11 protein-coding genes are annotated in these 13,485 nt (G+C 46.9%); 10 read left to right on the top strand and 1 reads right to left on the bottom strand.

What is annotated here, in order from left to right; translation table 11 throughout:
- From ispG to PQQ36_RS13585, 8 genes are all read left to right on the top strand, one after another.
- Positions 1-1,119 carry a flavodoxin-dependent (E)-4-hydroxy-3-methylbut-2-enyl-diphosphate synthase gene (gene ispG, locus PQQ36_RS13620; RefSeq protein ID WP_011078526.1) on the top strand — a complete coding sequence of 373 codons (1,119 nt, stop codon included), beginning with the start codon at positions 1-3 and terminating at the stop codon, positions 1,117-1,119.
- Between the two features lie 35 nt (positions 1,120-1,154).
- On the top strand, positions 1,155-2,423 hold the full coding sequence (gene hisS, locus PQQ36_RS13615; protein WP_072610749.1) for a histidine--tRNA ligase: 1,269 nt from the start codon (positions 1,155-1,157) through the stop codon (positions 2,421-2,423).
- 69 nt (positions 2,424-2,492) lie between these two features.
- A complete protein-coding gene (locus tag PQQ36_RS13610; protein WP_011078524.1) occupies positions 2,493-3,107 on the top strand; it encodes a YfgM family protein in 615 nt (204 codons plus the stop codon).
- Positions 3,108-3,119: 12 nt separating this feature from the next.
- Complete coding sequence (bamB, locus tag PQQ36_RS13605; RefSeq protein ID WP_045598210.1) at positions 3,120-4,280, top strand: outer membrane protein assembly factor BamB; 1,161 nt, start codon at positions 3,120-3,122, stop codon at positions 4,278-4,280.
- A gap of 201 nt (positions 4,281-4,481) precedes the next feature.
- Complete coding sequence (gene der / locus PQQ36_RS13600; protein WP_013572346.1) at positions 4,482-5,972, top strand: ribosome biogenesis GTPase Der; 1,491 nt, start codon at positions 4,482-4,484, stop codon at positions 5,970-5,972.
- Between the two features lie 99 nt (positions 5,973-6,071).
- On the top strand, positions 6,072-6,956 hold the full coding sequence (locus PQQ36_RS13595; RefSeq protein ID WP_011078521.1) for a metal-dependent hydrolase: 885 nt from the start codon (positions 6,072-6,074) through the stop codon (positions 6,954-6,956).
- Between the two features lie 319 nt (positions 6,957-7,275).
- Positions 7,276-8,298: a sensor domain-containing diguanylate cyclase gene (locus tag PQQ36_RS13590; RefSeq protein ID WP_072610748.1), complete on the top strand. Its 1,023-nt coding sequence runs from the start codon at positions 7,276-7,278 to the stop codon at positions 8,296-8,298.
- A 26-nt stretch (positions 8,299-8,324) separates the two neighbouring features.
- Complete coding sequence (locus PQQ36_RS13585; RefSeq protein WP_011078519.1) at positions 8,325-8,555, top strand: zinc ribbon domain-containing protein; 231 nt, start codon at positions 8,325-8,327, stop codon at positions 8,553-8,555.
- A gap of 32 nt (positions 8,556-8,587) precedes the next feature.
- On the opposite strand, the gene xseA is transcribed toward PQQ36_RS13585, so the two are convergent.
- Entirely contained in the window at positions 8,588-9,919 is a 1,332-nt protein-coding gene (xseA, locus tag PQQ36_RS13580; RefSeq protein ID WP_072610747.1) for an exodeoxyribonuclease VII large subunit, read from the bottom strand.
- Between the two features lie 233 nt (positions 9,920-10,152).
- On the opposite strand from xseA, the gene guaB reads away from it, so the two are divergent.
- Together guaB and guaA are read left to right on the top strand one after the other, a co-directional pair.
- Positions 10,153-11,616: an IMP dehydrogenase gene (gene guaB / locus PQQ36_RS13575; RefSeq protein ID WP_013572343.1), complete on the top strand. Its 1,464-nt coding sequence runs from the start codon at positions 10,153-10,155 to the stop codon at positions 11,614-11,616.
- A gap of 82 nt (positions 11,617-11,698) precedes the next feature.
- A complete protein-coding gene (gene guaA, locus PQQ36_RS13570; RefSeq protein ID WP_072610746.1) occupies positions 11,699-13,252 on the top strand; it encodes a glutamine-hydrolyzing GMP synthase in 1,554 nt (517 codons plus the stop codon).
- Positions 13,253-13,485: the final 233 nt, after the last annotated feature.

Raw genomic sequence — 13,485 nt, 5'->3', positions numbered from 1 at the left:
ATGCACAACGAATCTCCAATTATCCGTCGTAAATCGACGCGAATTTATGTGGGCGATGTTCCAATCGGTGATGGTGCGCCAATCGCGGTGCAATCCATGACCAATACTCGCACCACGGACGTAGCAGCCACCGTTGCTCAAATTAAAGCATTGGAAAATGTCGGCGCCGACATTGTTCGTGTTTCTGTTCCGACGATGGATGCGGCTGAAGCTTTCAAGCTGATCAAACAGCAAGTATCGATTCCATTAGTCGCCGATATTCATTTTGATTATCGTATCGCACTGAAAGTGGCTGAATACGGGGTGGATTGTTTACGCATCAACCCAGGCAACATTGGTAATGAAGAGCGCATTCGCTCAGTCGTTGATTGCGCGCGTGACAAAAACATTCCAATTCGCATCGGTGTCAACGGTGGGTCGCTAGAGAAAGATCTTCAAATGAAGTATGGCGAGCCGACACCAGAAGCTTTGGTCGAGTCTGCCATGCGCCATGTCGATATTCTTGATCGCCTCAACTTTGATCAATTTAAAGTCAGTGTCAAAGCGTCAGACGTTTTCCTCGCGGTGGATTCTTACCGACTGTTGGCGAAGAAAATCGATCAACCTCTGCATCTCGGCATTACAGAAGCGGGTGGTGCTCGTGCTGGTGCAGTGAAATCAGCGGTTGGCTTAGGCATGCTTTTAGCGGAAGGTATTGGCGATACGCTACGTATCTCTTTGGCGGCGAACCCTGTTGAAGAGATCAAAGTGGGTTTTGATATTCTTAAGTCATTGCGAATTCGTTCGCGAGGCATCAACTTCATCGCGTGTCCATCGTGTTCACGTCAGGAATTTGATGTCATCAGCACGGTCAATGCACTGGAAGAGCGACTCGAAGACATCATTACTCCGATGGATGTCTCCATCATTGGTTGCGTTGTGAATGGTCCGGGTGAAGCTGAGGTATCGCATCTCGGTCTGGCTGGCAGCAACAAGAAGAGCGCTTTTTACGAAGATGGTAAACGTCAAAAAGAGCGCTTCGACAATGAAGATCTGGTGAATCAACTAGAAGCGAAGATCCGTGCCAAAGCGGCACGCATGGATGAAAGCAACCGCATCGACATTAAAGTGCAAAACTAAATCTCAACGAAGTCATTCAAATTACGGTAATTATTGTGGCAAAAACAATCCAAGCAATTCGAGGCATGAATGATTGTCTCCCAACTCAATCACCACTGTGGCAGAAACTAGAAGGCGCAGTGAAGAACGTAATTAGCGCATACGGTTACAATGAAATGCGCATGCCAATCGTTGAGATGACGCATCTATTTAGCCGTGCTATTGGCGAAGTGACCGATGTGGTTGAAAAAGAGATGTACACCTTTGAAGACCGTAATGGTGATAGCTTAACATTACGTCCAGAAGGCACCGCGGGTTGTGTGCGTGCCGGGATTGAAAACGGTTTGCTGTACAACCAAGAACAGCGCGTTTGGTACATGGGTCCTATGTTCCGCCACGAGCGTCCACAAAAAGGTCGTTACCGTCAATTCCACCAGTGTGGTGTAGAAGTTTTTGGTCTCAATGGCCCTGACGTCGATGCAGAGCTGATCATGATGACTGCGCGTCTTTGGCGTGAACTTGGCATTGATAAACATGTGCGTCTAGAGCTGAACTCGATTGGTTCGTTGGAAGCGCGCGCAAACTATCGCACTGCACTGATCGCATTTCTTGAGCAACATATCGATGTGCTGGATGAAGATTGCAAACGTCGTATGCATACTAACCCACTACGTGTATTGGATACCAAGAATCCAGATGTACAAGCGATTTTGGGTGATGCGCCACGTTTGTCTGACTACTTAGATCCAGAGTCAACGCAACATTTTGCGGGTTTGTGTGAACTTCTTGACGCGGCGGGTATCGAATACACAGTCAACGAACGCTTAGTTCGTGGCCTGGATTACTACAACCGCACGGTTTTTGAATGGATCACGGAAAGCCTAGGCTCTCAAGGTACCGTTTGTGGTGGTGGCCGTTACGATGGCCTAGTCGAGCAACTTGGTGGCAAAGCTACACCAGCGGTGGGTTTTGCAATGGGCTTAGAGCGTTTAGTGCTAATGTTGGAAACGTTAGAGCTGACGGATGTTCGTCGTAGTGTGGACGTTTACGTCGTCACTGCGGGTGAAGGCACTATGATGGCTGGCATGAAGTTGGCGGAACAAGTTCGTGAAGCCATTCCTGGGGTTCGCGTGATGAACCACTTTGGTGGTGGTAACTTTAAGAAACAATTTAAACGTGCTGACAAAGTGGGCGCGGTTGTTGCCCTAGTACTGGGTGAGAATGAAGTTTCAGACAACACCGTTGTATTGAAAGATCTCGCTGGTGGTGAGCAAGTTACGTATTCACAGCAAGAGATTGCCAGCAAAATTGCTGAGCTGATTTAAGCTCTGGCAGCAGTCACAACAATGGCAGCGGTTTCGCTGCCATTGAATCAGTTTTAAAGAGGACAGGAAGTGGAAGTTTACAATACTGAAGAAGAACAAGTTGAAGCGATAAAAGATTGGTGGAAAGAGAACGGCAAAGCCGTGATCATCGGTGCCGTTGTTGGTCTCGGTGGTCTATTTGGCTGGCGTTACTACCAAGATAGCGTAACGCAAGCGCGTGAAGCTGCTTCACAAAATTATACTTCCGCAATTAATGCATTACAGGCGAAAGGCGCTGAAGCGGCTGCGGATGTTGAAGCTTTCATTGCCTCTAATGACGTCAAAGAGTATTCGGTACTAGCAGCGTTACAACTGGCTAAGGCACAAGTAACCGCTGGTGATCTTAATGCTGCGCTGACCCAGCTAAAATGGGCTCAGAGCAACAGCAAAGATGCGGCGCTTATTCCGTTAACGACTTACCGTATTGCGCGAGTAGAAGCAGAGTTAGGCAATTTTGATGCAGCAAAAGCTGAGTTAGCAAAAGTGACAGACGCTAGCTGGACGGGTCGTGTAGCAGAATTGCGTGGTGATATTGCTTTGCGTCAGGGTGACAAAGAAGCCGCTTATGCCGCTTACTCTGAAGCGCAACAAGCCGCTGATGCAGGTCAAACTCTGCAAATGAAATTGGATGATCTGGCAAAATAAGGACTTCATGGCATGAAGAAAATGGTCAGGAAAGCCTTATTAGGCATGATTACAGTGGGTGTGTTGGCGGGTTGTGCCAGTGAGGAAGACACCATTGTAATGGCGCCATTGCCACAGGTGAATAGCCAGTTCACTCCGCAATCTGCTTGGAGTACCAGTGTGGGGAATGGTGTAGGCCATTATTTCTCTAAACTCTCTCCTGAATATGCTTACGACAAGCTATTTATCGCCAGTCGTGATGGTGTGGTGAGAGCTCTGGATCCGACATCAGGTAAGCAACTGTGGAGCCAAAACGTCAAGCAAGGCGATACAGCGAGATTGTCTGGTGGCTTAACTGCGGCTTACGGCCATGTCTACATTGGCAGTGAAAATGGTGATCTGATCGCTTTGGACGAAGCGACTGGTGAGGTCTCTTGGCGCATCTCTGTGGTCGGCGAAATCTTAGCAAAGCCCGTTGCTGAAAATGGTCTAGTGATTGTGAATACCAGCAATGGCGTATTGATGGCCTTCGACCAAGATAATGGCGAACAAAAGTGGACCATCAGCACTGAAGTACCTAACTTGACTCTGCGCGGCGATAGTACGCCGACGGCGGTATCCGGTGGTGTGTTTTGGGGAACGGCGAATGGCCGTTTAGCGGCTGCTATTGTTGAGCGTGGTCAGTTGATCTGGCAACAGCCTGTTGGTACACCAAAAGGCGCGACTGAAATCGATCGTTTAGTGGATGTGGATTCATCGCCAATCGTGCTTGGCGGTATGCTTTACGTTGTCGGTTACAATGGCCAACTTATCGCACTCGATTTACGTTCAGGCAATGCCGTTTGGAAACGTAATTATTCGTCAGCCATTGATATGGCGACCGATGGCAGTCGACTTTTTGTCGTCACTGACAAAGATCATGTGGTTGCTGTCGATGCACGTAGCGGAACCGAGCTGTGGCAAAATGAACAGCTAGAGTATCGTTTGTTGACCGCTCCAGTCATGGTGAACAACTACTTAGTTGTTGGAGACAGCCAAGGCTACTTGCATTGGTTAGATCGTACTACTGGTGAGTTCGTGGCTCAGCAGATGATCAATGACAGTGGTTTCGCCGTTGGTCCAACAGTATTGCCAGATGGCTATGTCATTACAACGCGCAATGGCGATGTAAAGAAACTGACGATCAACGAATAATATCGTGATATAATTCACATTCGGCTCCTGGCTGGTGACAGTTAGGAGCCGTTTTGTTGCTAATTTTTAATAACACGCTGCAACGTTCAACATTGCAGTCGTGACAAGACGATTGTGGTTATAGGTAAAAAGCTGGTTTGAAGTGCTATCAAGCAAGTGGTTACCTATAACTACAGATCAAAGATTATTGTAGAGGTTGTTATGATACCTGTTGTTGCTCTAGTCGGTCGTCCAAACGTAGGTAAATCTACGTTGTTTAACCGATTGACTCGCTCTCGTGACGCATTGGTGGCGGACTTTCCAGGTCTGACTCGTGACCGTAAATATGGTCAAGCCAAAGTAGGTGAGCACGACTTTATTGTGATTGATACGGGTGGTATCGATGGTTCTGAAGAAGGCGTTGAAACCAAAATGGCAGAACAGTCACTTGCTGCGATCCGCGAAGCTGACGTTGTGTTGTTCATGGTGGATGGTCGCGCAGGATTGACGCCATCCGATGAGGCGATTGCTGCCCATTTACGTAAAATCGAAAAAGCCACCATGCTGGTGGTAAACAAAGTGGATGGCATTGATGCGGATGCTGCCAGCGCAGACTTTTGGCAACTGGGCGTTGATGAGATGTACCAAATTGCCGCAGCGCATGGTCGTGGTGTGACTGCGCTGATTGAACGTGCACTCGATCCATTCTTTGACAATCTTCTCAGTGCTAACAGCGAAGGTGAGATCGAAGATCTGACCAATATGGAAGATGAAGAAGCAGAACAGCAAGAGTACTCTGAAGAAGATGCCGAAGAGTCACTGAAGCGACTGCAAGACCAGCCAATTAAGCTTGCTATTATTGGTCGTCCAAACGTGGGTAAATCAACGCTGACTAACCGTATTTTGGGTGAAGAACGCGTTGTTGTGTACGACATGCCTGGAACCACGCGTGACTCCATTTACATTCCAATGGAACGTGATGGTCGCGAATACGTGTTGATCGACACCGCAGGTGTTCGTCGTCGCGGTAAAGTACATGAAACGGTTGAAAAATTCTCTGTTGTTAAAACATTGAAAGCCGTTGAAGATGCCAACGTTGTACTGTTAGTGATTGACGCTCGAGAAAACATCTCGGATCAGGATTTGAGCTTATTGGGCTTCGCACTTAATGCGGGTCGTTCTATCGTACTGGCCGTGAACAAGTGGGATGGCTTGGATAACGAAGTGAAAGAGAATGTGAAGAAAGAGCTCGATCGTCGTCTTGGCTTCGTCGATTTTGCTCGCATCCACTTTATCTCTGCGTTGCACGGTACTGGCGTAGGCCATTTGTTTGAATCAGTTCAAGAAGCTTACCGCTCTGCAACCACTCGTGTAGGGACATCGGTACTGACGCGTATCATGAAGATGGCAACGGAAGATCACCAACCGCCGATGGTTCGTGGCCGTCGTGTGAAACTGAAATATGCGCACGCAGGTGGTTATAACCCACCAATCGTGGTGATCCATGGTAACCAAGTTCGTGAATTGCCGGATTCTTACAAACGTTATCTAATGAACTACTTCCGTAAGTCACTAGATATCATGGGTACGCCGATTCGTATTCAGTTCCAAAACAGTGATAACCCGTTTGAGAACCGTGTTAATAAGATGACCCTTTCTCAAGAGCGTGCACGTAAGCGCATGATGAGTGCGGTAAAAAATCGCAAGAAATAATCTGAACTGTTTTTGATGCCCAAGTTTTACTTGGGCATTTTTTTATTTTCCGTTTCCCAATATGGATAACATGCCACATCATTTGTTGAGATAAGAAATATGCAGATAACACCCACTAAGGTTCGCTTTTGTCATCAGACCTGGCAGTTGGAGAGTGACATTGTACTCACTTCAGCCAATGAACATTCTCTTTATGTCGTGACTCAGCACACTCCATTTCATCCGGTTAGTCATATTTGGCCAGATCACCCTGCAGATCGGGGAAGTCTTATCGCGGATGGCAAAGAGTGGCCCATCATCGGTTGTTGGGTTGGCGCTGTAGAGTGCTCTACAGGGCGCCTGTTTGTTGATCAAGCGATACCTGTAAAGCGAGATACTGAGGGATGGAGCTTCGTAGTGGTTCATGAAATTGAAGCCGAGCGCGGGCAACTTTCTGTTGGAAGCAAAGTACGATTGAGTGTCGACAAAGAATATCAACAAAGCCTGAGTCGAGGTCACAGTGCAGGGCATTTAGCCTATCTGGCATTGAATAAAGTCTTGGCGCAAGGTTACTGGCGCAAAGATGCCGATCGCAAAGACCCTCATGGTTACTATGATTTTAACAGTTATGCTCAAGAGAGTAGCGTTGTGACGCCAGAGTGTTGTCTAGACACCTATCGACTGGGAAAAACGCTACGCAAAAGAGGGCTGAACAGTGCTGATGTTGTGGAAAATATTCAAGAGATTGAATCCGAGGTCAATGTACAGCTTGAGCACTGGCTTGCTCGCGGATCCGAAATATTCATGAACTGTCATGGCGAATATTTAACCGACTCTCGTTACTGGCAATGTGATTTGGGAGAAGCCTCAACGGCGATTATCCCTTGTGGGGGAACGCATGCTGCTGGGCTGTTCGAAATGAAAGAGATTGCCGTTACATTGGTGCTGTTGGATGAGCAGACCATTGAAATGCACACGCAAGTCACGCCCAACAGAGAAAAATGATCTTTATATAAAAAACCAAAAATACAGATTCAAATATGCCTATATAGATTTTTGTGTTGTTTAAAATTGAAATGCAGCATATGTAACTTATGCTTTCGGGGTGTGGTTATATAAATGTTCTTTTTTAGGCAGATCGCTGATCAAAATAAAATAACCAGACGATCAAGATAAGATCCGATAAGCGTGTTTAAGGTCTGATTATTGATGTTATCGTTCTGTTAAACTCCAGCTAACCATACCCTAGAGTTGCTGAGTGAATCAACAACACTAGGGTAAATCATAATAATATTGAGTAAAGTTAGTACACTAGAGCGCTGTTATGGATAGCATGAGACTTTTGGACGCCCATAGGTCGATCAATCAATTGTTGGGGAAGTTAGCCTTAGGATTGGAGAAAGATCAGTTAAATCGAGAAATTGTATCCTTGTCAGAGCATCTGTTTGGATCTCGTAAGGCCTCGATTTTGAAGCTGGATCCGCAGCACAATACGCTGCATCTTGAATACGCCCCGAATCTTCCTGATTTTTACAATCAAGCAATTGAAGGTGTCGAGATTGGTGAAAGGATAGGATCGTGTGGAGCTGCAGCTTATAGCGGAAAGTCCGTGGTCGTGAGTGATATTGAGAGTCACCCGAATTGGCAGCCCTATGCCGAGTTAGCGAAAGCGGCGAATGTGGCGGCATGTTGGTCCGTCCCGATTGTTTCCCGACAAGATAAAGTGCTGGGCACCTTTGCCATTTACAGCGACATGCCTTCTAAACCAGCAAAAGAAGAACTGGAAATCTTGGATCTTCTCGCTGCGCTTTATTCGATAGCACTAGAAAAGTATCACTTAGAAGAACAACTTCACTATCACGTAAATCGCGATCCTCTGACGCAGTGTTACAACCGACGAATCTTCTACTTGGAATCCGAACCTTTGCTAGAAACAGCTCGGCACAGTGAGTATGGGATTGGCTGTTTTTTTATTGATGTTGATGAGTTTAAGTACATTAATGATCGGTTTGGCCATGATGTTGGCGATGCCGTGTTAATCAACTTGGCCAATTGGTTGATGGCGCAGTTTCCTCAACACGCTGTCATTTCTCGTTACGGAGGTGATGAGTTTGTCGCGATTTGCCCATTTGTGCACAAACAGGCGTTCCAAGCGTTTTATCAGCAATTACAAAGCAAGATCAAAATGTTCTTCTTGATAGAGGATTATTCTGTTTCAGTCAGTATTGGCGCGGACTATGCGGAAGGTGAGTCCTTGGCCAACGTGGATGCACTTATTCGTCAAGCTGACATCTGCATGTATCAAGTAAAACGCGCTCACCAAACCGTGAGTGCAAGATTGAATTGATCTCATAGTGACAACGAGAAAAGAAAATGAACGAGAATCATTGCCCGATTTGCCAGCAGGAGCTGGAGTGGAACGGACAGTATCACTGCCAACAGTGTGATAAAGAGTTTACCAAGCTTGGATTTTGCCCAGAATGTGAGGCTGAATTAGAGAAACTGCAAGCGTGCGGTGCGGCGAATTACTTCTGTAATCACTGCAACGAGCTTAAATCAAAATCAAGAATTCGCTTTCAGTTCAAAGAGAAACCCGCAGAATAAGCCCAAACCGTTACCACAGATTAAGCCATGGATTAGTTCACGGTAGAGCGTATTTCACCATCGGATAAGCGGGTGACCAAAGTGTCGCCCGTTTTAATTTGTGATTGACGCGTAATCACTTCACCTGATTCACTTTGCGTAATGGAGTAGCCTCGTTTCAGTGTCGCCAAGGGGCTTACAGTGTCGAGTTTCTCCGCCGCGATCGCGATCTGGTGGCGCAACCTTAGCAGCTTGCGGTCCATTGCATCCATCATCTTCTGTTCCACTCGTGCAAGCGCATTTTTTTGTTCACTGATTTGACGAACAGGTGAAAGCAACTGCAGTTTGTGCTGAACACGAGATACCTTTTGTTCTCGTTGTGCCAGATACTTTTCCATCGTCCGTTGTAAGCGGATCTGCAACTCATCAGCTTGCTGAGTCTGACGCATCAAGCGATAGCGAGGATGCTGTTTCTCTAGTCGATGGCTCAGCGAGACTATGGTGCGATTTTGCTCGGTGAGGTAATGACGCCATGCTGCGCGCAGTTTTTGCTCACGGCTCATTAAGGCTTGATCTTTGTGGCTGTTATCACGGCTAACCAGTTCTGCTGCTGCGGATGGCGTTGGTGCGCGTAAATCTGCAACAAAGTCTGCGATCGTCACATCAATCTCGTGGCCAACCGCAGAGATAATTGGGATTTGGCTGGCAGCAATAGTGCGGGCGACAATTTCATTGTTAAAGCACCAAAGATCTTCCAATGAGCCACCGCCACGGCCGACAATCAATACGTCACATTCGTTACGGCTGTTTGCACGTCCAATTGCTTGAGCAATTTGAATGGCGGCCTCTTCTCCTTGTACCAGAGTCGGATAAATGACCACTGGTAGGGAAGGATCTCGGCGTTTCAGTACATCGAGAATGTCATAAAGCGCTGCACCTGTCTTCGAGGTGATAATGCCTACACACTTCGGGTGCTCTGGAATGGCCTGTTTGCTGGATTGGGCGAAAAGCCCTTCGCTGGCCAGTTTCATTTTTAACGCATCAAATTGCTGTTGCAGACGACCATCGCCTTCTGGCTGCATGCTTTCGATGATCAACTGATAATCACCACGTGGCTCGTACAACGAAAGACGTGCTTTGACCAACACTTGATTACCATTGGTGGGCTTAAAAGAAACGAGGCGGTTATTCCCTCTAAACATGGCGCATTTTACTTGTGCCATTGAATCTTTAAGAGTGAAGTACCAGTGACCAGAAACCGGTGCAGAGAAGTTAGAAATCTCTCCCACTAACCAAACAATGCCTAATTGGTTTTCAAGCAATAAACGAACTTCAGAATTTAAACGTGAGACGGTGAAGATGTTTGGATTGGTCAGAGAAGACAAAGCTAATCCCGTAGACGTGGGTATGGAAGTTAGCCGCAATATAATACATAGCAAGTGGGTTAATGCAAGAAAAAAATTAAAAAATTTGTGGTCAAGCGATTGCGTTGGCCGTATAATCCGTCCGCAATATCTAATCCAAATGTAGCAAGTTGCTTAAAGCCTGCTGCCCTCATTATGCGAAACGATGAGATTGGATTGTTCTTTTTACCTCTACATATTGTGAGATATTGCAAATGCTAAGAATTGCCAAAGAAGCGCTGACATTCGATGACGTACTACTCGTGCCAGCTCACTCCACTGTTCTCCCAAACACAGCTGATCTTCGCACTCAGTTGACCAAAAACATCACACTGAACATTCCTATGATCTCTGCCTCGATGGATACCGTGACGGAAGCTCGTCTCGCTATTGCACTTGCGCAGGAAGGTGGCATTGGCTTTATTCACAAGAATATGTCTATTGAACAGCAAGCTGCTGAAGTTCGTAAAGTGAAGAAGTTTGAAGCGGGTGTGGTAACGGATCCTGTCACTGTAAGCCCTGATGCGACCATCGCGGATGTGGTTGCGCTGACCGACAAGCACGGTTTTGCTGGTTTCCCAGTGGTTACTGAAAGCAATGAGCTAGTGGGTATCATCACCGGTCGTGACGTACGTTTTGTGACAGACCTGTCTAAGAAAGTCTCTTCTGTCATGACACCAAAAGAAAACTTGGCTGCCGTAAAAGAAGGTGCAACTCGCGCTGAAGTGCAAGAAAAAATGCATGAAGCCCGCGTTGAGAAAGTACTGGTTGTGAATGATGATTTCCAATTGACCGGCATGATCACGGCAAAAGACTTCCACAAAGCAGAACGTAAACCAAACGCATGTAAAGATGCGCAAGGTCGTCTACGCGTAGGCGCAGCGGTTGGTGCGGGCGCGGGTAACGAAGAACGCGTTGCTGCACTGGTTGAAGCCGGTGTTGATGTACTGTTGATTGACTCTTCACATGGTCACTCAGAAGGTGTTCTACAACGCATTCGTGATACACGAGCAGCATTCCCTAATCTTGATATCATTGGCGGCAACGTTGCGACAGCGGCGGGTGCAAAAGCCCTGATTGAAGCGGGTGTTAGCGCAGTAAAAGTGGGTATTGGCCCAGGCTCTATCTGTACGACTCGTATCGTTACTGGCGTAGGTGTTCCACAAATCACCGCGATTGCAGACGCAGCGGAAGTAGCGAACCAATATGGCGTGCCAGTGATTGCTGATGGCGGTATCCGTTTCTCTGGTGATATCTGTAAAGCGATTGCGGCGGGCGCATCTTGTGTGATGGTTGGTTCTATGTTTGCGGGTACTGAAGAAGCACCGGGTGAAGTGATTCTTTACAACGGCCGTTCTTACAAAGCTTACCGTGGTATGGGTTCTTTGGGCGCAATGTCTCAAGGTTCTTCAGATCGTTACTTCCAGTCAGACAACGCAGCAGACAAGCTGGTACCAGAAGGTATCGAAGGCCGTATCGCGTACAAAGGCCGCCTAAAAGAGATCGTTCACCAGCAAATGGGTGGTCTACGTTCAAGCATGGGCCTAACAGGCAGTGCAACGATCGAAGAAATGCGCACTAAAGCTGAATTCGTACGCATTACGGGCGCGGGCATGCAAGAGTCTCACGTGCACGATGTACAAATCACCAAAGAAGCACCTAACTATCGCTTGGGTTAATTGACCCTGAGTTGAAATTTAAAGCTTATGGGGAGCGAGATGGGCTCCCCATCCACCAAATTTGATATCGAGATTAACCTCAATGACTAAAAATATTCATGACCAACGTATTCTGATCCTAGATTTCGGTTCGCAGTACACTCAACTTGTTGCGCGCCGCGTACGTGAAATCGGCGTTTACTGTGAGCTTTGGAGCTGGGATGTTGAAGAAGCGGATATTCGTGAATTCAACCCAGACGGTATTATTCTTTCTGGTGGCCCAGAGAGCGTGACAGAAGATAACTCTCCTCGCGCACCTCAATATGTATTCGATTCAGGCGTGCCAGTACTGGGTGTGTGTTACGGCATGCAGACCATGGCTGAGCAGCTAGGCGGCAAAGTATCGACTTCTGACGAGCGCGAGTTTGGCTATGCAGCTGTAAAAGTGTCTGGTGAGTCAGCTATTTTCAAAGATCTTGAAGCTACTCAAGATGTGTGGATGAGCCACGGTGACAAAGTCGTTGAGATTCCAGCGGGCTTCACCAAAGTAGGTGAAACAGACACTTGTCCTTACGCTGCAATGGCGAACGAAGAGAAGAAATACTACGGTGTTCAGTTCCACCCAGAAGTAACGCACACTAAAAATGGCTTACAAATGCTAGAGAACTTTGTTCTTGGCGTCTGTGGTTGTGAGCGTCTATGGACTTCAGAATCCATCATCGAAGATGCGGTTGCTCGTATTAAAGAGCAAGTGGGTGACGATGAAGTGATCCTAGGTCTATCTGGTGGTGTAGATTCATCAGTAGTAGCCATGTTGGTTCACCGTGCAATCGGCGACAAGCTAACGTGTGTCTTCGTTGATAACGGTCTACTTCGTTTAAACGAAGGTCAGCAAGTGATGGACATGTTTGGCGACAAGTTTGGCCTAAACATCATCAAAGTTGATGCTGAAGAGCGTTTCCTAAAAGCACTTGAAGGCAAATCTGATCCTGAAGAGAAGCGTAAGACCATCGGTCACGTATTCGTCGATGTATTTGATGAAGAATCGAAGAAGCTGAAAAATGCGAAATGGCTCGCTCAAGGTACTATCTACCCAGACGTAATCGAGTCAGCAGCCTCTAAGACAGGTAAAGCGCACGTAATCAAATCTCACCATAACGTGGGCGGTCTGCCAGACGAGATGGAAATGGGTCTTGTTGAGCCACTGCGTGAGCTGTTCAAAGATGAAGTACGTAAGATTGGCCTAGAACTTGGCCTACCTTACGAAATGCTTTACCGCCACCCATTCCCTGGTCCGGGTCTAGGTGTTCGTGTTCTTGGTGAAATCAAGAAAGAGTACTGTGATTTGCTACGTCGTGCGGACGCTATCTTTATTGAAGAGCTCCACGCTGCGGATCTTTACAACAAGGTATCTCAAGCGTTTACGGTATTCCTACCAGTGCGTTCTGTAGGCGTAATGGGCGATGGCCGTAAGTATGACTGGGTTGTTTCTCTACGTGCTGTAGAGACCATCGACTTCATGACGGCGCATTGGGCACACCTACCGTACGATTTCCTAGGTAAGGTTTCTAACCGTATTATCAATGAAGTAAACGGCATCTCACGCGTGGTTTACGATATCTCTGGTAAGCCACCAGCAACCATCGAATGGGAATAATCTTGCGTTAACGCATTGCATTGATCTATCGAATAAACCCCGAGTGAACTCTCGGGGTTTTTTATTACTGTTTACTCGGGTTGTTGGTTTTGGAACAGGGGCTGCATTCGCTTTGTCGTAGAACGTTGTTCCATTTGCATGATGCTGAAATGACTCGCAGTTTTGTTCAATAATGGTGAATCTCTCTGACTTTACCGAGGATTAAGGTCTAATCTGCCAGAAATGTAACATTT

The sequence above is a fragment of the Vibrio sp. CCUG 15886 genome (assembly GCF_028570825.1).
In the GTDB taxonomy this organism is placed as follows: Bacteria; Pseudomonadota; Gammaproteobacteria; order Enterobacterales; family Vibrionaceae; genus Vibrio; species Vibrio vulnificus_B.
The sequence above is the reverse complement of the archived record's forward strand: the minus strand, read 5'-3'. Positions and strand labels throughout refer to the sequence as shown.